At 36.9% G+C, this 21,109-nt stretch carries 17 protein-coding genes and 2 pseudogenes; 16 read left to right on the forward strand and 3 right to left on the reverse strand.

The genetic code is table 11. The annotated features are described in order from the left end of the window. Position 1: 1 nt before the first annotated feature. From ABWV72_RS07555 to ABWV72_RS07630, 16 genes and pseudogenes are all read left to right on the forward strand, one after another. Positions 2-1,456 (forward strand): KpsE/RkpR family capsule polysaccharide export protein, encoded by a 1,455-nt coding sequence (locus tag ABWV72_RS07555; protein ID WP_353369703.1) that lies wholly within the window; start codon positions 2-4, stop codon positions 1,454-1,456. A gap of 85 nt (positions 1,457-1,541) precedes the next feature. Further along, complete coding sequence (gene rfbA, locus ABWV72_RS07560; RefSeq protein ID WP_502902129.1) at positions 1,542-2,420, forward strand: glucose-1-phosphate thymidylyltransferase RfbA; 879 nt, start codon at positions 1,542-1,544, stop codon at positions 2,418-2,420. Between the two features lie 5 nt (positions 2,421-2,425). Then, positions 2,426-2,974, forward strand: coding sequence for a dTDP-4-dehydrorhamnose 3,5-epimerase (rfbC, locus tag ABWV72_RS07565; protein ID WP_353369707.1), 549 nt, complete (start codon positions 2,426-2,428; stop codon positions 2,972-2,974). Between the two features lie 28 nt (positions 2,975-3,002). Further along, entirely contained in the window at positions 3,003-3,866 is an 864-nt protein-coding gene (rfbD, locus tag ABWV72_RS07570; protein ID WP_353369709.1) for a dTDP-4-dehydrorhamnose reductase, read from the forward strand. Between the two features lie 16 nt (positions 3,867-3,882). After that, complete coding sequence (gene rfbB / locus ABWV72_RS07575) at positions 3,883-4,965, forward strand: dTDP-glucose 4,6-dehydratase (RefSeq protein ID WP_353369711.1); 1,083 nt, start codon at positions 3,883-3,885, stop codon at positions 4,963-4,965. 167 nt (positions 4,966-5,132) lie between these two features. Continuing rightward, entirely contained in the window at positions 5,133-6,995 is a 1,863-nt protein-coding gene (locus ABWV72_RS07580) for a hypothetical protein (RefSeq protein ID WP_353369713.1), read from the forward strand. Then, positions 6,992-8,719, forward strand: a complete 1,728-nt coding sequence (locus tag ABWV72_RS07585; protein ID WP_353369715.1) for a coiled-coil domain-containing protein — start codon at positions 6,992-6,994, stop codon at positions 8,717-8,719. Before ABWV72_RS07580 ends, ABWV72_RS07585 begins: the two co-directional genes overlap by 4 nt. Positions 8,720-8,723: 4 nt before the next feature. Then, positions 8,724-9,671, forward strand: coding sequence for a sulfotransferase family protein (locus ABWV72_RS07590; RefSeq protein WP_353369717.1), 948 nt, complete (start codon positions 8,724-8,726; stop codon positions 9,669-9,671). 37 nt (positions 9,672-9,708) lie between these two features. Beyond that, on the forward strand, positions 9,709-11,589 hold the full coding sequence (locus tag ABWV72_RS07595; protein WP_353369719.1) for a glycosyltransferase family 2 protein: 1,881 nt from the start codon (positions 9,709-9,711) through the stop codon (positions 11,587-11,589). A 3-nt stretch (positions 11,590-11,592) separates the two neighbouring features. Then, the gene (locus ABWV72_RS07600; RefSeq protein ID WP_353369721.1) at positions 11,593-12,654 is read left to right on the forward strand and encodes a glycosyltransferase WbsX family protein; all 1,062 of its coding nucleotides are present in this window, start codon (positions 11,593-11,595) and stop codon (positions 12,652-12,654) included. Between the two features lie 16 nt (positions 12,655-12,670). After that, positions 12,671-14,278 carry an aldolase catalytic domain-containing protein gene (locus tag ABWV72_RS07605; protein ID WP_353369723.1) on the forward strand — a complete coding sequence of 536 codons (1,608 nt, stop codon included), beginning with the start codon at positions 12,671-12,673 and terminating at the stop codon, positions 14,276-14,278. Then, positions 14,278-15,018, forward strand: coding sequence for a 3-deoxy-manno-octulosonate cytidylyltransferase (locus ABWV72_RS07610; RefSeq protein WP_353369725.1), 741 nt, complete (start codon positions 14,278-14,280; stop codon positions 15,016-15,018). The genes ABWV72_RS07605 and ABWV72_RS07610 overlap by 1 nt, the downstream gene beginning before the upstream one ends. Further along, positions 15,015-15,659 carry an HAD family hydrolase gene (locus tag ABWV72_RS07615; protein ID WP_353369727.1) on the forward strand — a complete coding sequence of 215 codons (645 nt, stop codon included), beginning with the start codon at positions 15,015-15,017 and terminating at the stop codon, positions 15,657-15,659. The genes ABWV72_RS07610 and ABWV72_RS07615 overlap by 4 nt, the downstream gene beginning before the upstream one ends. Positions 15,660-15,671: 12 nt before the next feature. Then, positions 15,672-16,730, forward strand: a complete 1,059-nt coding sequence (locus ABWV72_RS07620) for a GSCFA domain-containing protein (RefSeq protein WP_353369729.1) — start codon at positions 15,672-15,674, stop codon at positions 16,728-16,730. Further along, positions 16,730-17,503: a hypothetical protein gene (locus tag ABWV72_RS07625; protein ID WP_353369731.1), complete on the forward strand. Its 774-nt coding sequence runs from the start codon at positions 16,730-16,732 to the stop codon at positions 17,501-17,503. Before ABWV72_RS07620 ends, ABWV72_RS07625 begins: the two co-directional genes overlap by 1 nt. Before the next feature lie 71 nt (positions 17,504-17,574). Then, a pseudogene (locus ABWV72_RS07630) lies at positions 17,575-18,122 on the forward strand (GDP-mannose 4,6-dehydratase); the annotation flags it as partial. Positions 18,123-18,178: 56 nt separating this feature from the next. On the opposite strand, the pseudogene ABWV72_RS07635 reads toward ABWV72_RS07630, so the two are convergent. From ABWV72_RS07635 to ABWV72_RS07645, 3 genes and pseudogenes are all read right to left on the reverse strand, one after another. Next, a pseudogene (locus ABWV72_RS07635) lies at positions 18,179-18,991 on the reverse strand (IS256 family transposase); the annotation flags it as partial. Positions 18,992-19,180: 189 nt separating this feature from the next. Then, positions 19,181-20,515, reverse strand: coding sequence for a tail fiber domain-containing protein (locus tag ABWV72_RS07640; protein WP_353369733.1), 1,335 nt, complete (start codon positions 20,513-20,515; stop codon positions 19,181-19,183). Continuing rightward, on the reverse strand, positions 20,515-20,937 hold the full coding sequence (locus ABWV72_RS07645; RefSeq protein WP_353369735.1) for a hypothetical protein: 423 nt from the start codon (positions 20,935-20,937) through the stop codon (positions 20,515-20,517). Before ABWV72_RS07645 ends, ABWV72_RS07640 begins: the two co-directional genes overlap by 1 nt. Positions 20,938-21,109 lie beyond the last annotated feature (172 nt).

Raw genomic sequence — 21,109 nt, forward strand, 5'->3', positions numbered from 1 at the left:
CATGACTAAACAAGCTCAATTAGAATTGGAACAACGCTTCGAAGAACTCAAAGCTTTGCTATCTAATGAACAATGGTCTGATGCTGACTTTTTAAATAAAAAGGTTGAAGAGTTAGAACTTACCGATGTTGCTTTAGCATTCCGATTAATGCAGCGAGTAAAAAATTTGGATCCTAGTGAAACTAATCAAAACAAATTAAAGAAATTGCGGGCTAAAGCGTTGGAAGAGGTACCTGAACTGGCGACATTATCTTCTACGGAATCTAATAATCGAAAAACGATGTTACAGAATGCGTTAAGTCTAAAAGAACAAATTGCAGTTGTGTTTGCCCATCCTCAACTACAAAAGTTTAAACGTCCGTTGGTTTTATGCGTATTTTTACCCTTTTTGTTATTTGCTTTTTATCAAGTGATATGGGCAAGCCCAAGGTACGAAAGTCAGGCTAAATTGATAGTAAAAGAGCCGGATGGAATGGCCACTTTAGATCCAGCAATGGCGTTAATGTCTGGATTTGGTGTAGGTTCTGCTAGCTTAGATACGGAATTGGTTAAAGCCTTTATTTATTCAAATGACATGTTAACTTATTTAGAAAATACGCTAGATATTTCATCTCACTACAGCAATAACGCCTACGATATGTTTAGCCGTTTGGACGGTGATGCTAGCAGAGAAACCACCCTGAAATATTATTTGGATCGGATTCTAGTTGAATTGGATGAAAAATCCCAAGTTATTAATATTTATGTACAGGCCTTTGAACCTGATTTTGCTCATTTGATGAGCAAGACTATTGTGGATAGGGCTGAGTGGTATATAAACGAAATTGGTCATAATCTGGCTAAAAAACAACTGGAATTTGTGATGTTGGAACACCAGTTGGTTGAGAAAAGATTGCAAAAAGCCAAAACAGAACTGTTAGCCTTTCAACGTCGCCATAACCTGTTAGATCCACAAGCTGAAGGAATGGCGTTGCAGCAGATAACATACCAGATGGAAGGACAAGTGGCGGCTAAGCGCACAGAACTGAACGCCCTACGAAATAGTATGAGTGAGAATGCACCTCAGGTTATACAAGCTAGGTCACAATTGGAAAGTATGTTGGAACAGCTTGAAAATGAAAGGTCTAGGCTTACCAGTGATAAATCAGATAACAATTCTTTGCCTGAAGACGAACAAAACTTAAGTGTTTCGCAAATAATGGCAAAATTTAGTGATTACAAAATTAATATGGAGTTAGCCTTACAGGCTTATACTTCATCTCAAGTTTCATTGGAAAAATCGCGAATTGAAGCTTATCGTCAACTGAAATACTTGGTTACGGTAGAGTCTCCGACGTCGCCTCAAGATGCCAAGTACCCACAAGTGTTTTATAACCTAAGCTTGTTTTTAGCCATCACCTTAATGCTGTTTGGTATTGGGCGAATTGTAATCGCTACTGTTGCGGAATTAAGATAACCGGAACCTCAATTTAAAACTAGGTTGTTGCATCTTATCAATAACCTTACAATTTTAAAGTTTCAAATTTAATAAGGTAATGAATGTGAGAAAAGGAATAGTTTTAGCCGGTGGATCAGGTACACGCCTTCATCCTCTAACTACTGTAATCAGTAAACAGCTTATGCCGGTTTACGATAAACCGATGATTTATTATCCCATTTCCACTTTAATGCTAGCCGGTATTAAAGATATTTTGATTATTTCAACACCGCTAGAGCTGCCTCGTTTTAAGGCTTTATTGGGTACTGGAAAAGCATGGGGAGTTAACTTTAGTTATGTTGCACAACCTTCTCCAGACGGATTAGCTCAGGCCTTTTTGTTAGGTGAAGAGTTCATTGGCGACGACCATTGTGCACTGGTTCTAGGGGATAATTTGTATTATGGCCATGACTTACAATTGTCTCTAACTAATGCGAATAAACAAACCTCTGGGGCCACCGTATTTGGTTACCACGTAACCGATCCTGAACGTTATGGTGTGGTGGATTTTGATGATGATTGGAAAGCACTGTCGATTGAAGAAAAACCGAAAAAACCTAAATCAAACTATGCAGTGACTGGCTTGTATTTTTACGATAACCAAGTGGTTGAACTGGCTAAACAAGTTAAACCTTCTCACCGTGGTGAATTGGAAATTACCGATTTGAATAATCTTTATTTAGAACAAGGTAATTTAAGAGTGGAGCTAATGGGAAGGGGATCTGCTTGGTTGGACACAGGCACAATTGACAGTTTGTTGGATGCATCTAATTTTATCGCCGCCATTGAAAAGCGCCAAGGTTTAAAGATTTGCTGTCCTGAAGAAATTGCCTATCGTAAAGGTTTTATTGATGCCGCTCAGCTCAAAAAATTAGCTAAACCACTTTTAAAAAGTGGTTACGGCAAGTATCTATCTAAGTTGTTAACTGAAAAAGTGAAGTAAATAAAATGAATCTAATAGAAACACCTATTCCAGACGTAAAGATCATTGAACCTAGAGTCTTCGGTGATGAACGCGGCTTTTTCATGGAAACTTTTAGAGACGATTGGTTCAAACAAAATGTAGCAAACGTAGATTTTGTGCAAGACAACCACAGCAAATCCAAACACGGTATTCTACGAGGGTTACATTACCAACTAGAACATACTCAAGGTAAATTAGTCAGGGTTACCAGTGGTGAAGTATATGATGTGGCAGTGGATATGCGTAAATCATCAGCAACTTTTGGCAAGTGTGTTGGCGTACTGTTATCGGCTGAAAATAAACGTCAATTGTGGGTGCCTGCTGGTTTTGCTCACGGATTTTATGTAACATCTGAGTTTGCAGAGTTTTGTTATCGCTGCACTGACTATTATCACCCCGAGTCGGAAGTATCTATTCGTTATGATGATCCAACTATTGGTATCAATTGGCCTTTGGTTAATGGTGAAGCACCGAGTTTATCTGCAAAAGATACAGAAGGTTTAGATTTTAAATTAGCGCCTAGCTTTGATTAGTCATTGCAGAATATTGAGTGAAGTGTAAATGACAATCATTGTAATCGGCAAAAGCGGTCAATTAGCGCAAGAATTAAAGCTATTAGATAGTAGTTTGTTTTGTTTAGGCCGCCGCGATATCGATATAAACAGCGCAGAAAACGTTAACTTAGTGCTCAGCAAACATAATGTAACGGGTATTATCAATGCATCTGCTTACACCGCAGTAGATAAAGCCGAATCAGAACAAGAGCAGGCTTTTAGTATCAATGCTAAGGCTGTGGAAAATTTAGCCAAGTACGCAAACCAAAAGGCTGTTCCATTAGTGCATGTATCTACTGATTATGTGTTTTCTGGCGATAAAGGTTCACCTTATCAGGTTGAAGATGTTCATGCGCCTATCGGTGTTTACGGTGCGAGTAAAGCGGCAGGGGAAAAGGCTGTTCAGCAATTCGCGCCTAGCCAAGGGTGTATTATTAGAACTAGTTGGGTGTATTCACAATTTGGCAATAACTTTGTGAAAACAATGCTGAAATTGATGGCTGAAAAGCCCGAGCTTGGCATTATCGATGATCAAATAGGCTCACCGACATCAGCCGGCGCGCTGGCTAAAGCATGTTTGTATGCAGTGAAGAATAAAGTAACCGGACACCATCATTTTACTGATTCAGGTGTATGTAGTTGGTACGATTTTGCACTGGCAATTCAAGAGTTAGGTATTAAGTATGGGCTATTAAATAAATCCATTCCGGTTAAACCAATTCCAACCTCAGCGTATCCCACTCCGGCAAAGAGACCGAGCTATAGTGTATTAGATAAAGCCTCCCTTAAGATGGCTTTTAACGGACTTCAACCCAAACATTGGCGGGTCGAATTGAGTGAAGTTATGCAACAAATAGCTTCAACTAAATGAATAAAAGATATTAAAAATGACTAAAAATAAAGCGTTACTTGTGACCGGCGGTGCCGGATTTATCGGAGCGAACTTCGTACTTTATTGGATGCAAAATAACCCTAACGATAAAGTAGTGGTTTTAGATGCACTAACTTACGCTGGTAATCGTGCAAATCTAGCATCAGTTGAGTCAAACAAGCTCTTTGAATTTGTAAAAGGCGATATTTGTGACACACCATTGGTGGAATCACTATTGGGCGAATACCAAGTAGATACTATCGTGCATTTTGCCGCCGAGTCTCATGTTGACCGCTCAATTACTGGCCCAGATGCCTTTATTGAAACCAATATTATTGGTACTTATAGCCTACTTAAGGCGGCTAAAAAAGTGTGGATAGACCTTCCCAAAGCTCAAGGAAAGGAACCTTTGCAACACCGTTTTCATCATGTTAGTACCGATGAAGTCTATGGCTCTTTGGAAACAAACGATCCTGCTTTTACAGAAGATACGCCATATGCTCCTAATTCTCCATATTCAGCGAGTAAGGCGGCCAGTGATCACCTGGTGAGAGCTTACCATCATACCTATGGCTTAGAGGTAACCACCAGTAATTGCTCAAACAATTATGGTCCTTACCACTTCCCAGAAAAACTGATACCGCTCATCATTACTAATATTTTGCACAATAAACCCTTGCCTGTTTATGGTGATGGCCAGCAAATTCGTGATTGGCTTTACGTTGAAGACCATGCCCGCGGAATTGAGCTGGTTCTTAAAAAGGGTCGCATAGGTGAAAATTATAATATTGGTGGTCATAATGAATGGGCGAATATAGATATTGTAAAACTGGTTTGCGAAAAAATGAATCACGAATTCGCAAATACACCGGACTTAAAAGCCAAGTATCCTTTAGCAACAAATGCTATTGCGGGTAAAGCGACAGATTTGATTACCTATGTTACTGACAGAGTCGGCCACGATAGACGATATGCCATTGATGCCACTAAAACCTTTACTGAGTTAAAATATATACCTACAGAGTCATTTGAAACGGGGATTTGTAAAACTATTGTATGGTATTTAGAAAACGAAAGTTGGTGGAAAGAGCTAATTTAATAAAGTATTTTCACTGTAATTATATTGAAACATACTTTTGTCTTATGAAGAGAGGCAATCGGTCTTAAGTTTAAGGTTTTTGGAAGGTGCAATATTGAAGTAGATTAGCTATCATTCTGCGACTCTATTGCACTGTAATTGACAGTAAACCATATCTTCTAAAACAAATGAATTCAGCGATTCAAAAATCAAATGATATTAATAGGATGTATAATTTGAAAATCATCATTACCACTGGAAGTTTAGAACCTTGGTGTAAATTAACAGGTTCATTTGATGGACAAAATGTAAGCTCGATTGAATCTTACGGTGGTTTAAAAAGTAGCACTAAGAGTGAACTGCTTTTGTGTAAACACCCTATTGAAGACTTTGAAGCATTTTTGAGTGATCTTAATAATAACAACTTTGAATCCATTATTCTGTTTTATCAGCAATGTGAATTTGCTGTTGCTAATGCAATTAGCCAAGGTGAAACACTAGAAAGTGCGGCTAGTGATTGGCTTGAAAAAAACACTGCTTTGCTAAAATTTCAAAAACAAAATCGACGTAAAGTTAGGTTGATTAATCTTGAACAATCTTTATTAAACCCAACAGCTTTAAACAATCATATGGATGAGAATGGGGTATCAATACAATGTTCTCTTGAATACCAAGTTGAATCAGACCTAAATTTGTTACTTGCCTGCCAATATGTGCGACAAGAAAAGTCATTGAGTGATTTGAATACACTATTGACCGCGTGTAGTTTACCTGTGAGCGAAAGTGACACTGTCACAGTTGATAACTCTTTAGTATTGCAACAAATTATTGAGCAAAATGCCTCTGCAAATAATAGTGAAAAGCAGCTCGAATTTTTAAACGTTAAAGTAGCTAAACAAGAACAAAATAATATCTCGCTTCACGAGAAATTAGAATGTGAACGTGAAACTGTTAGTATATTAAAACTAGAACTGGAAAACGAAAAGGCAAGTGCGAGCAAGCAAGCTGAAATCTTTGGGGGTGAAAGCGAATTATTGAAATTAAAACTAGCTAGTCTGCAAGAAGATTTAGAGCACTATCATTTATTAAGAGAGACTGAAAAGCAGAAGTATGCTGTTTCTGAGTTGGAGCTTAATGAACAGTTACGTAGCACTTCAGCGAAACTTGAAAATGTTAAAAGTGAAAGTGAATTACTAGAGCTACAAGTAGCTAGCATGCAAGAAGAGTTAGAGTCGATTTTTTGTGATTTAGAAACCGAAAAACAGAAGAAAGCAGATATTGAAGTAACACTCAGTAAAAAGCTTATTAAAAATGAAGAAAACTTTAAAAGCGTTAAAAGTGAAAAAGAATTATTAGATTTACAGTTGGCGCAAGTACAAGAAGAATTAGAAGAGTATTTCTTAAACAATCAGACAAAAGATTCTCAAATTGTTGATCTCAAAAATGAATTAACTACCCTTAAAAAAGTAGTCGAGTCGCTGAAAACACAAAATAGTGTCCTGAACTCCACTGTTACTCATAAAAATAACGAAGTTAAGAAAGTATTACAACAAACTAAAGTTAAGCAAATAGAAATAGGTAAGCTCACCTCGCAATTAACTAAAGCGAAAGGTGAAATAGAGATACTTAATCATAATTTAAATCAAGTGAATGCCGAATTAGCGCAGATTAAGGCATCAAAAATTTGGAAGTCTGTTGAACCGATGCGCAAGTTAGCTAAGGCAGTCGGTAGGATAGATAAAAAGAAAGCTAAATTACAACAGGATATAGGCTTACTATTAACCTCTGAGTATTTTGATGCTAAATGGTATTTAGAGACCTATCCAGATGTAGCAGGATCGGAAATTAACCCTGCGGAACATTATCTAAAATTTGGTGCCAAAGAGGGGCGTTTCCCAAGCCCTCAGTTTGATGGAAAGTGGTATCTTCAGCGCTACCCTGATATTGCTGATGCTGATATTAATCCGCTAATTCATTTTATTAAATTTGGTATTGCCGAGGGACGTAAAGCGTCCCCTACATTGCTCGTAAATCAAAGTAAATTTAAGTGAGTTTAGAGATGAGTATCGAGAGCAAAGTATTAGTATGGTTGGGTGCTGGGGATGTTAAAACCCCCAACATGAGTTTCGGTAATTATGATGTTGTGGTGCTAGTTGAAGCTAGACAAGCACAAGCAATAGAGTTGCAAGAGCGATTTGCAAACCAACAGAATGTAAAAGTAGTACATGCTACTATTTCTAGCTTAACCGAGAAATCAGATTTTTTTCATTACACACTAGAAGAATATTCAGCCTTATCGTCTGTCAGCGGTTTAAAACAGTTTTACCCTGGACTTAGATTAATAGAAAAGTCTCAAGTAAGAACTAAACTCGTAGACGAAATACTTAATGACTTAATCTGCCAGCCTGCTGAATTTACGTTAGTTCTGGATATAATTGATATTAATCATTTAATCTTAGCCACCTTAATGGAGAATGAGTTATGGCAAAATATCAATCACATTAATATTCCATTACCTGAATCTTCGCTTTATGAAGGCGCTGCGAATATTGCAGAGCTTACTTCTTTGTTAACAGCTCAAGGATTTGAAATCTCGGATTGTGATACCTCCGATCCAGATATTCCATTTGCCAAGTTACATCGCAATCCTTTGTGGTTTGAGCTTGACTTACTCAAAAAACAATATCAATTGCAAAAGGCTGAAAACCAAAGACTGATTGACGAACATGTAAACTCGATGCAAACGCAAAAGGTTGAAGTGGAAGCCGCTAAGAGTGAGCTAACACAATCTTTAGAGAAAAAAACGATTGAGCTTCAACACTTAATAGAAGCAAATAAAGACCTGAAAGCAAGCCTGATACACGAAAAAGAGCTGGCAACTCAAGTTACCCAGCAGTTAGAGTCTAGCTTTAACCAGAGATTAAAGGAGTTGGAAAGGAGTAACCTGCAAAAGTCTAGTCAGATTGATTCATTAAAAAATGAAAAGTTAGCCCTTATTGAACAGCTAAAAATACTTGAATTTGACAAGCAGGAACTAGTAAAAGTAGAAATCGAACTTAAAAAGTCGATTGAGCAACAAAATCAAAAATTTACAGATGAAATCGTAGAAATAAACGCTAAACTTAATCAGTCTAATGCTGAAAAAAAACGTTATGTATCTGCTTTCGAAGCTGAAAAAACAGAACTTTGTGAACAATTACAATTGCAAAGTCTGAATTACAAGAAATTAGAAATTAGAATAGACGAATTAAAAGCGCATAAAACGGAACAAGAGCAACTTTACATGAACGATAAAGTTGCTTTGAACAATACAGTTTCGAATTTAGAAACTCAAAAAGCTAAAGCTGAAAGTGAAAATTCTGAGTTAGTAAAGACTCTAAATGCTGAAAAAAGCGAGAGTAATTCTAAATTGAACGCTTTACAGGTGGAACTTGATGAAATGAGGAAATTATATGATCAGTTGTCATTACAGAATCTAGAAGTTAAAGCTTCGGAAGGAAGTCTATTAGAAAAAGTACAAGATATGGAGAAAATTGTTAAAAAGTCGGAAGAGAAAAGTGAGATTAACGACAATACTCATAATTTAAATATTAAACTTATGACTAAGTTGGAGTTAGACAACGAATTTTTAAGAAGTGAGTTATCAAAAAGATTTAAAGAAGAGAAAGAGTTGAAAGACTTAATAAAAGAGCTTCACGATAAATTATTGTTAGCCGCAGAATTCTATAATGTTATTCAGAAAAAACACCCTGAGTTGCTCTTGAAAGAATTATAGTTTGATGGATATGAAAATAGTGAAAACTTTGAAATCAGAACTAGATAAAGTAACTCAGATCATTGAGTCTAGTTCTATTTCTGATTTGACATCAGAAACTAAAAAAAATACAAATTTGAGTGCTGAAGTCAATGAGACTCTGAGTCTATTGGAAAGATGCGCTCAAATCGTTGATACTCATGAAAATCAAACTAAGCCCCTTTTGAGAGTTCTACATCACTTCGCATGTAGTGGTGGTACCGTAATTGCTAAGATATTGTCATCTTTACCAAATGTTTACCTGTTGAGTGAAGTTCACCCTACAACTATGCTTCATTTAGGTAATGGAGAGCCTCGATATCTGCCGTCGGACCTGATTGCTCAATCAAGGTACGCTCAAATACCGGATATAGATTCTTTAGCTTTAAAAATTTTTAGCAAAAGTGTGAAACAAATAAATGATCATGTTGTTACTGTCGGAGGTCATCTAATTATTAGAGATCATTCACATTCTGATTTTTGCATAGGTTCAACTTTTAGAACTAGTTCACAAGTTGCGGATTGCTTAGTAGAAGACTTTGAATTGTTGCGAGTAGTTACAGTGAGAGATCCGATAGATTCATACTTATCATTATTGTCAAGTAAATGGGATCACTTTGATCCAAAAGGCTTTGATGAATATTGTAGGCGTTACCTAGTATTCATATCTGAATATAGGCAGGAACATATATTTAAATATGAAAGTTTTTTGAATGATCCATCCTTAGTGATTTCTAAAATAGCATCCCATTTAAATCTGCCGTTTAGCGAACGGGTTTTTGATTTTTTTGATATTTATAAAATGTCTGGTGATAGTGGAAGAGTAAGTAGCAAAATAGAAGCGAGACCTAGAAGGGATTTAAGTGATGAATTAAAAAAAGAAATATCACAATCCGAATTTTATGCCCATCTACGGGAAAAATTAGAGTATTGAAAATGTTAATTAAATTAGAAAATCAAAGTGACCTTGTATGGATTTAAGTGTATTTACCCAGAAAGAATTAGAACAAGTTATTTATAGTGATCTTTTTGGCTTGAAAAGAAGAAAAGATAGTGAATTAGCAACAATTAAGAAAAATTGGTTGAGACATCTTTTACATTTAAATATTGAAATAGAAAAACAAAACCCTGCTAAATTTCTTTTTTTTAGAAGCTTGAGTAGGCCTGATTACAAACTTCTTTTTCACACTGCAATATCAAGTATTAGCGACATACCTAAAATGGTAGTAGAAGATTATGTTTTAGAAGACAATTCGTTTAACAAAGAAGTGTCAAGTTTTTTTACAAAAGAGCTTTCTAACATAAGATATTTTGGCTTCGTAGAAGAAAAGTACAGGAGTTTGGTGTTTATACGATTTATGAGGTACATGTTTATCGTATCCAAACTTGATGAAAATTCTTTTGACAACTTGGTGTTATTTTCAGATATGCAAGCTGTTGAATGTCTAGCATCTTTATATTTTAAGAAAAAAAACATCACAACTGTAACAATGCAGCATGGCTTATATATTGATTATAAAGATTTGGATACAGTTAACGTTATTAATTATAAAGTTCAGCCATCAGATTACTTTTTAGCTTGGGGGGAGAATACAAAAAATCTTATTGCGAAGTATAATAAGAATTCAAATATTTTTGTTTGCGGTAAACCAGATTTAGATAGCGGCCAGACTTTAAGTCAGAAAAGAGTAGCAAAGGAAATTCTGATTATACTTGATCAAGAAATATTTCAAATACAAAATCTTGAGTTGATTAAAATTGTAAACGTATTTTGTTTATCAAATAGTGAGTGGAAATTTAAAGTAAGGTTCCATCCTCATAATAATAAATTAGCATATTATAAATACTACCCTAATTTAATTGAAAGCAATGACTTTGCAAATGGATCAATTGTTGTTGGTATATCTTCTTCACTATTGTATGAACTTGGCTCTCTTGGATATGACGTTTTACAGTACAAATCTAATGTGTGCACTATAGATTTACATGCTGAAAAGCAGTTTGAAAACTTAGAAAATTTAAAGTTACGTATAAAAAATACAAAGAATAATACTCCAGATTATTCCTATCTAATAAAGTGTATTGGAAAGGAATCCAAGCAACATTATAAAAATTTTTTTGAATCATTAAGTAATGGTATCTCCCCACAAGAAGTAACTAAAACCCAACCATTTTTTAGTATCATTATACCTACATTCAATAGTGCTTTATTTTTATATAAAGCAATTAATTCACTTATGAATCAGAGTTTTAAGGATTTTGAAGTGATAGTTGTTGATGGTTTATCTACTGACCAGACTATTCCGAGCTTAATTGGTCTGACAAAAGAAGATGATAGGTTCAAAGTTTTTTCTCAAAAAGACGAGGGTATTTATGATGCAATGAATATCGGTTTGAGAAAAGCTCAGGGAAAATGGTTGTATTTTTTAGGTAGTGACGATGAATTTTACTCATCTAAGACACTTTTCAATATCTACGAGTTTATTTCCAGCAACAATATAGAAAGTGGATTGGTTTATGGAAATGTTGAAGTGAAAGGGGACGTCAAATGGGCAAAGAGCGGCACTATTTATGATGGTAAATTTACTGATAGTAAAATTAAAATTAAGAATATTTGTCATCAAGCTATTTTTTACAATAAAGAACGTAAGCTTAATTGCGGTAATTACAATCTAAAATATAAGTTATGTGCTGATTGGGATATGAATTTGAGAGTCTGGTCTAAGTATGGAGGCTCATATATCGATGAAACTATTGCTTATTTTAATGCCGGTGGAGCCAGCACAGATGGTAGTGACCCAGAATTTGGCAAAGACATTAAAAAAAATATTAAAGAATACTTTGGAGAATGAAAATTGACAACCGATGCTAAAGCAAGAGTAATTGCTTTTTACTTACCACAATTCCACCCTGTCAGTGAAAATGACAAAGCTCATGGAAAAGGGTTCACTGAGTGGACTAATGTTGCCAAGGCTCAACCTGTTTTTCCAGGACATGTACAACCAAAAATTCCAGCTGATTTGGGTTTCTACGATTTGAGAGTTAGTGAAACTAGAATCGCTCAAGCTGAACTTGCAAAAGAGTATGGGGTTGAAGGATTTTGTTACTGGCATTATTGGTTAGGTAATGGGAGACGATTATTAGAAAGACCATTTAATGAAGTGTTAGAGTCAGGGAAACCGGATTACCCTTTTTGTCTTGGTTGGGCAAACCATGATTGGTCTGGTAAAGGATGGATGGGGGGGGCTGAGGGAGATGACATTATTCAGACCTATCCTGGAAAAGATGATGCCTTAGAACATTTTAAGTTTTTGTTAAAAGCATTTAAAGATGAAAGGTATATTAAAATAAATGATAAACCGTTACTCGTAATCTATCGGCCTCGTGAAATTCCTGATTGCAAAGGTTATCTGGAATACTGGAGGGGTCTTGCAAAAGCTGAAGGATTCAAGGACCTGCATATAATTGGTGATGCGGTTGGAGTTCCTGTTGAACAGTTAGGACTTGATGGCGCGCTTTATTCCGGTCAACGTCACCTCCCTAAAGATGTGTGGGAGAAACCAACTGGTTGGGACAGTTTACACAGTAAAAACCTTAAAAAGGTAACCTATGCAAAAGTGATGAAATATTTGGTTAAACAAGAGGGCTTTGACAACACTGATTACCCAGTAATCATACCTAACTGGGATACAACACCTAGACTAGGAGATGATGCTATGATTTTTTACGGCAATAACCCTGAATTATTTAGAATTCATGTTCGACAGGTTTTAGATTCTGTTGAACATCGCAGTAAAGAAGACAATGTTGTTTTTTTGAGAGCGTGGAATGAATGGGCTGAGGGAAACTATTTAGAACCCGATCAGGAGTTTGGTTTAGGCATGCTAGAAGCTTTAAAGTCTGAAGTTTTTAACTAAGGTTAGGACGATAACAATGAGTACTATTTTAGATTGTACACTTAGAGATGGTGGATACTACAACTCCTGGGATTTTCCTTTTGACCTTACAAATAAATATTTGAGTGCCATGGCAGCCTCAGGTGTTGATATAGTTGAATTGGGTTTACGCTCCCTAATAAACAAAGGATTTAAAGGTGCGAATGCATTTACCACTGATAGCTATATAAACTCGTTGCAAGTTCCAAATCAGTTGAAAGTTGCTGTTATGATAAATGCGACAGAAATAGTCGGTGATACAGATCAGAATACAGTCTTATCAAAATTATTTCCTAATGATGCTGCGCACTCAAGAGTCGATGTGGTTCGTATTGCGTGTCATGTTCATGAGTTTGTGAAAGCCCTACCAGCATGTACTTGGCTAAAAGAACGAGGCTATATTGTAGGTTTTAATTTGATGCAAATAGCTGATCGTTCTCAGGAAGAAGTGGAAAATTTGGCTTTGGAAGCATCTAAATACGCAATTGATGCTTTGTATTTCGCCGATAGCATGGGAAGTATGGATCCAGCTCAAACCACTAAGATTATTAGTTGGTTAAGAAAACATTGGGAAGGCGCGATGGGTATACATACTCATGACAACATGGGCTTGGCGCTACAAAATACCATACAAGCTATTGACGATGGTGTTACTTGGTTAGATGCCACTGTTACCGGTATGGGAAGAGGTCCAGGTAACGCGCGGACCGAAGAATTGGTAATTGAGATTGCAGAAAAGAGAAAACTGCCCATTGATATGGTTCCGCTAATGGCAGTTATTGAACAATTTTTTAAACCCATGAAGAACAAATGTGGCTGGGGGTCAAATCCTTATTATTATCTTTCTGGTAAATATGGAATTCACCCAACATATATACAAGAAATGTTGAGCGATTCGCGTTACAGCGAAGAAGATATTTTGGCTGCAATTAATCATCTAAAAGTAGAAGGTGGCAAAAAATATAGCGCAAATACACTTGATGCATCAAGACACTTTTATCAAGGTAATGGTAAAGGTCGTTGGGATCCGAGCTCAGTACTGTCAGGTAGAGACGTTTTGATTCTCGGTGCAGGCCCTGGAGTTGCTGCACATAAACTTGCAATTGAAAGTTTTATTAAGACAAAAAATCCTATCGTAATCGCTCTTAATACTCAATCTTCTGTTTCGCAAAATCTAATCGACTTGCGTGTAGCATGTCACCCAGTGAGACTTTTAGCCGATTGCTCTGCACATGTAGATTTGCCACAACCATTAATAACCCCAGCGTCTATGTTGCCAGTTGATGTTATTAAGTCTCTTGATGGAAAGGAGCTATTGGATTTTGGTTTAACTGTGAAAGCTGATACGATTGAATTTGGCACTTCTACTGCAGTATTACCTAACTCGTTAGTTATTAGTTATGCTTTAGCGATTTCTAGCAGTGGAAACGCCAATTGTATTTATTTAGCAGGGTTTGATGGTTATGGTGCAGGCGATCCTAGAAGTAAAGAGATGCAAGATACTTTAGATCTTTTCAATAATACTCAAAAGATTGAAGTAATGTCTGTTACTCCAACAACTTATCGTATTCCAACATCTTCAATATACGCTATGCAGGAGTCTTAATGAAAGCTGTCGTTTTAATTCCTGCTAGATATTCTTCAAGTAGGTATCCTGGCAAGCCACTTGTTCCTCTACTTGGTAAGCCAATGATTATTTGGGTTGCTGAATTGGCTTCAAAAGCGGTAGGTCGAGATAATGTTTATGTAGCAACAGAAGATATACGTATTTCAAAGGTTGTGGCACAAGCTGGCTTCAATTTTGTAATGACAACTGATAGTTGCTTAACAGGAACGGATAGGCTCGCAGAAGCTGCTGAACAGATTGATGCTGATATTTATATTAATGTGCAAGGGGATGAACCTGTAGTTAATCCAGAAGACATAGAAAAAGCAATTGAAATTAAGAAGAAAGATATGTCTTTGATTGTCAATGGATATTGTTGGTTATCAGAAAGTGAAGACCCAAATAGTGTCAATATACCCAAAGTTATTACAACGGAAGACGATGTGCTTGTTTACATGTCTAGGTCAGCTTTACCCGGCTACAAAGATCAGCGAAATGCCCCTAAAGCTTATAAAAAGCAAGTTTGTATCTACGCATTTAATGCTGATGAGCTAAAAATGTATAAGTCCTTTGGCAGAAAAAGCGAATTAGAGTTTAGCGAAGACATAGAGATATTACGTTTCTTAGAATTTGGCAATCGCATTCAAATGTTTGAAACCACCGCTGGTAGTTTAGCAGTAGACGTACCAGATGATGTTGCTCCAGTAGAAAAAGCATTGAAAGAGCTTCACCAATTATGAATTTGAAAAGATATAAAACTCTAGTATTTGATTGCGATGGCGTTATTCTAGATTCTAATAAAGTAAAAACAGAAGCTTTTTACAAAGCAGCTTTACCCTATGGCGAAGAAGCCGCTAAAGGGTTAGTTGATTATCATGTTGCTCGAGGTGGTGTATCTCGTTATAAAAAATTTGAATGGTTTGTCGATACATTTGTAAAAGATAATAAAACAACAAAATTGGACCAATTATTAGGATCTTATGCTGGATACGTGCGCACTGGTTTAATGGAATGTGATGTAGTAGACGGCTTAAATGAATTGCGTGTACTAACTGCTGATGCAAATTGGTTAATTGTATCGGGAGGGGATCAGAATGAATTGCGAGAAGTATTTAAAAAACGCAATATTTCAAATCTATTTAACGGCGGTATCTTTGGCAGTCCTGATAATAAAGATGTGATTTTAGAAAGAGAAATATCTAGTGGAAATATTCACTTCCCTGGGCTGTTTTTAGGGGATAGTAAATATGATCACGAAGCATCCACGAAAGTAAACTTAGAGTTTTTGTTTATCGCCAAATGGTCTGAGTTTTCAAACTGGGAAAATTACCAAAAGAAACATAAATTCCAAAAATGTGATTCTATTTATACATTAATATAAATGAGTAATAAAATGGCCGAAAAACATATCAACCCTTATGAAAAGCTACCTGCATACCAGTTCTGGAAGCATGGAGTTGTAGAAGAAACCCCATTTGATCTTAAAAATATTTACACCAAAAAATTTAACATTCATAAACACTGGAATATTGCTACGGCTGGCTCATGTTTTGCCCAACACATAGCAAAACACTTGCAAAATGGCGGTTATAAAATATTAGATACTGAACCTGCTCCTTTATTATTAAATGAGAAAAATCACTCTAAATATGGCTATTCAATGTATTCTGCTAGGTATGGTAACATATACACAGTTCAACAATTACTTCAATTAACGAAAGAAGTGACGAGTAACATTACTCCAGAAGATGGTATTTGGACTAAGAATGGCAGGTACTATGATGCATTCCGGCCTTCAGTTGAACCAAGTGGATTAAACAGTGAAAATGAAGTGAAAACTCATAGGGCGTATCATTTAGAATCAGTTAAAAAAGTTTTTGAAACAATGGATTTATTTATTTTCACTTTAGGATTAACTGAAACTTGGATAAATAAAAACTCTGGAACTGTTTTTCCAACTGCACCAGGTGTTTTGGCGGGAGAATTTGATCCAGACAAATATAGTTTCAAAAACTATTCGTTTTATGAATGTATTAATGCATTCAATGAATTTCAAGATTTGCTCAAAACTATAAGGAAAGGGAAAAACCTTCCTAGAATTATATTGACAGTATCGCCAGTTCCTCTAACTGCAACAGCAAGTGGCAATCATATTTTAAAAGCAAACTCTTACTCAAAGTCAACATTGAGGGCTGTTGCTGGTCATTTGTCTGAAGTTCAAAGTCACATAGACTATTTTCCATCGTATGAAATAATTACCAATCCGAGCATAAGGTCAATGTTTTATGAAACTAACTTGCGGAGTGTAAGAAAAGAAGGTGTAGAAACCGTTATGAAAGTTTTTTCTTCTGAACATTCACCTTTAACAAATGTTAAAAAAGTATCTGCTAATAGTCCTGAGCGTTCAAACAATATTCAATGTGAAGATGATTTGTTGGAGGTTTTTAGCTAATGAAGCTTATTTTATGTGGAAACAGTCATTTAGCATATTTTTGGCAAGAAATTAAAAAGTATGAAGCAACTCTTAAAACATATGATATCAAGTTCGCATGCACTAATTTTTTGAAAGAAGGCTTAGACTATAATAATAAAGATAGCTTTCTAAAAAAGTTTCGTTATAACGATTCTGTTAGTTACGGAGATAAAACGATCCCTAACCCTCAAATGTTTGAAGACTTTATTCTTGGGGAAAATGAGAAAGCGAAAGTTATTATGGTCGGGATGGGACTTAAAGGTGAAGCTGTTTATGGAAACTGGGGGGGCTTCAATAGTTGCAAACTACCTCTTTGTACAGAAAATATTTCTACAATGCTTTGTAATAAAGATAATTATGAACCTATATCAAAAGGGCTTTTAGGGCAAATTTATCATGATTACTACGTAGAGAAGTCTACTTTTTTGCAAAATATTAATGACTCTAAAAATATTGAAGTGCTTGCTTGGTTCGCTAGTCCGAACCTCAATCGCGAAGCAGCAAAGTATTGCTTTGGAGAAAAGCAGTTGAAAAGTGGGAATCCTGCTTTACATTATGAAATTCAAGAAGATTCATACAATCTTGTTTTTAAAGAGTCTGGTCATTCAGAGTTAATGATTGACCCAAATTTAGATTTATGTGACGACAATTATTTGTTAAATGATAAATATAAATTATCAGCCACTAATAATCATGCCACTCCAGAGTTTTACGCCGAAGGGATAAAAAATCTATTAGATTCAAATTTCTAAGAGATTGTGATTAGTATTGTATCACTGGCCTTCATTTCCTACTCATAAAATCGGAGGAGAGTAGGTGTAAGCGCCGTGGTGAAACCTTCGTAACACGTAAAATTACTCGTGCTATTGCGAACATTGCCCAAGGACTAGAAAAGTGTTTGTTCCTAGGAAATATGGATGCATTGCGTGACTGGGGTCATGCAAAAGATTATGTGCGTATGCAATGGATGATGTTGCAACAAGACAAGCCTGAAGATTTTGTTATCGCTACTGGTAACAGATTTCAGTACGTGAGTTCGTACGTATGTCTGCTGCAGAAGCCGGTATAACTCTTGAATTTAGCGGCGAAGGTGTCGATGAAATTGCGACAGTAACTGCGGTTAGTGGTGACGATGCGCCAGGCGTTAGTGTTGGTGATGTGATTGTGAAAGTTGACCCACGTTATTTCCGTCCTGCAGAAGTTGAAACCCTACTAGGTGATCCTTCTAAAGCTAAAGAAAAGCTTGGCTGGGTACCAGAGAGCTCAGTTGAAGAAATGTGTGCCGAAATGGTTCGCAGTGATTTGGATAAATCCAAACAACATGCCTTGTTGAAAGAACACGGCTATTCAATGGCCGTTTCTAGAGAATAAATTTTGAAAGAGTAAAAGCAAAAAGGGCCACTCGGCGAGCATGTAACAGATTCTGTGCGGATGTCCTCAGGGTAGTTAAACAAGGTGTTGAGATTATGCCATTGCGTACGCCATGATTTAGCGATTTGAGGGTACTGGCTATCGCATGTCTCAGCAAACCGTTCAAGCTCTAGCAGCGCCTCATCTTCGGTTGAAGAACGGTACACACGCTTTAAGTCTGTTGTAATGGCTTTGTAGTCCTTCCATGACACGTATTTCAACGAATTACGCACCATGTGTACGATGCACAGTTGAATATGCGCTTGTGGGAATACATCATTGATGGCGTCAGGGAAGCCTTTCAGACCGTCGACACATGCGATGAAGATATCTTCTACGCCACGCTGTTGTAGCTCGGTCAGCACGTTCAGCCAGAACTTAGCGCCTTCATTCTCGGCAATCCACATGCCCATCAGTTCTTTGTGACCTTCAGTATTGATAACCAAGGCCAGGAAGATAGATTTGTTGATGATGCGTTTATCTTGGCGTACTTCGACCACGATGCAGTCGAGATACACAATCGGGTAAATAGAGTCTAATGGACGCGACTGCCATTCCACAACTTGCTCAATAACCGCATTAGTGACGCGAGAAACCAGTGTCGGCGATATTTCCGCACCGTACCATTCATCGAATGCGTTGACTATTTCACGAGTGCTCATGCCTTGTGCGTAAAGCCAGAGGATTTTATCGTCCATCTATGTGAAACGGGATTGATGCTTTTTGACCAACTTGGGTTCAAAGGAGCCGTCACGGTCGCGAGGCGTGTCGAGTTCAAACTCACCATCTTCGGTTTTAACGCGTTTGCTGCTCTTACCGTTACGACTGTTCACTGAGGTGGACTTTGATCTTCCCCCAATTTCGTAGACACTCAGCTAGCTTCTGAATATGTATTTTCATATTCATCTGCCTATCCTTAACTCTCTATAGAGTAAATTGAGATAGGCAGTTACACAAAAATAGTTACAGTCTCCACTCGGCCCTTTTTTATGTTTTGAATTTAATTTACTTGCTTAACTTTACTTATTCGATTCCAATTTGTTCATTCTGATTAGTAGGTCAGCAAGCTGGCTTTTTAGTTCAGATATCTCTGCGTCTTTCTGCTGCACCTTTTCGCTTAGGGAGACTGTATCCTCATTCAATTTTTTAGCCGTGATAAGGGCTATCGCTGCCATGTCTCCTGGAGCAATATGTTTTTCATCGGCACCAAACTCAAATGCTGCGTAAAAGTCTTCTGCCATAGGGCCGATATGTTGCACTTCGGTGTTATTTAAATAACTCCAGGTGGCCATCGGTAAATTGGCTAGTTTTGCGATAATGCTATCAACGTCAATAGGTAATATGTTGGTTTTATAGGTGCGGCTAGAGCCTTGGGTTAAAGTACCTGATATTGCAAGATTACCACTAGCATCCAACTGAGCCTCAACGGTTCCACTTCCCGGAATACTGAAACGCAACGTATCAAAGTTGTTAATTATTCGCCAATCTACACTGTCACCCCTTAAAAGAAAATCTGATGGAGCAATAGTGCCCAAAGTCGTGAAATTACCTAGGTTATTCAATGATGCCTCAACAGCACCTGAACCTGGAATCGAGAATCTCAGCTCATCAAAGTTATTAGCAATAGTCCAGTTGGGCGTGTTGGTGCTATTAGAAGATTTTAAATTAATATCAGCCTTACCGGAAGTACTAATAATGTCTAATCGCGCTGAAGGTGATGCGGTACCAAGACCTATCGCGCCGTTAGTATTCACGAATAAGCTATTGTTTGGTGCACTGGGTTTTATTTTAAACGGGAGTAGTGAGCCATTTGTCACGTCTCGAACAAAGAAGTTTGCTTCATTGCCTGCAACGTCCCACGTTTGGGTCGTGAAACCACTACTACCATCTTGTTCTATTCTTATACCAGGGGAGTCACCATCTACAATATGCACTTCTAGAACTGGCGCTGCTGTACCAATACCAATATCACCACTTGATGATTCAACAATGAGTGCATTAGAAGGTGCCCCTGCTTCAACTTTAAAAGGTATCCGACCTGCAGTTGAATCTTCTATTGCAAAATAGCTTGCACCACCATTACTTGTATCATTTATGACGATACGCCAGTCGTTTGCAGGAAAACTCGCTGAGGCACTGGTGTCGTCAAAATTAATGCGTAAATTATTTTCTTTTAAGCGCAACGTGTCAAAACCGAAGCTTTCTCCATTCACACAGTCATTACCTGAGCATGTGCTAAATTGCACTATCAAATCATCTGCTATTACCTGGTCTGATAATACGTTTCCTGAATACAAAACAGTCAAAAACGTACCTAAAAGTCCGATCTGAATAATTTCATTTGCACTTTTCATTATTCTTCTTCCTCGCTGTTGGTATTCACAACTTCACCATTCATAATTCTAAAATAACCATATTCAACAACAGCGCTAGGTGATTCGGTTGGTACATTGCTTTCTCTACCGGTGTTTATCCTGGCGCCTTGGGCGTTAATCTTGGAAGACACTTGTGCAGTGATTTCATATGAATATTGACCATCGACCAACAAACTATTGCTAGGCGCGTAAATTACCCCCTGTTCGGTTTGAAATGAGAAGTTGTTAGGGCCTGAAACTCGGATATAAATTGTATCAACAGGTAAGTCAGTAACGGTTACTTGGTTTGCGCCGCCAGCAAACTCAGCACTATTCACATTGTTTATGAATAATAGCGAAAAGAACAAACTGGATATCATGTTAGCCTTGGCTCTCAACGGCCATTTTGTAAATATGTGCATTATTTATTCCCTTATTCTTTACGTTTCATGTTTGCAGGCAGCAGAGCCCATTGTCAGTTTTGATATAAAAAACAGTAATTTGATTTGGAAAGGTAGACACTTCGAATATACTATATAGCAAATTTTTAAGGTTGGAACTAGCTTAATTAATTAAATGGTATGTTTTAGGGGT

The organism is Aliiglaciecola sp. NS0011-25 (assembly GCF_040370605.1).
Classification (GTDB): domain Bacteria; phylum Pseudomonadota; class Gammaproteobacteria; order Enterobacterales; family Alteromonadaceae; genus Aliiglaciecola; species Aliiglaciecola lipolytica_A.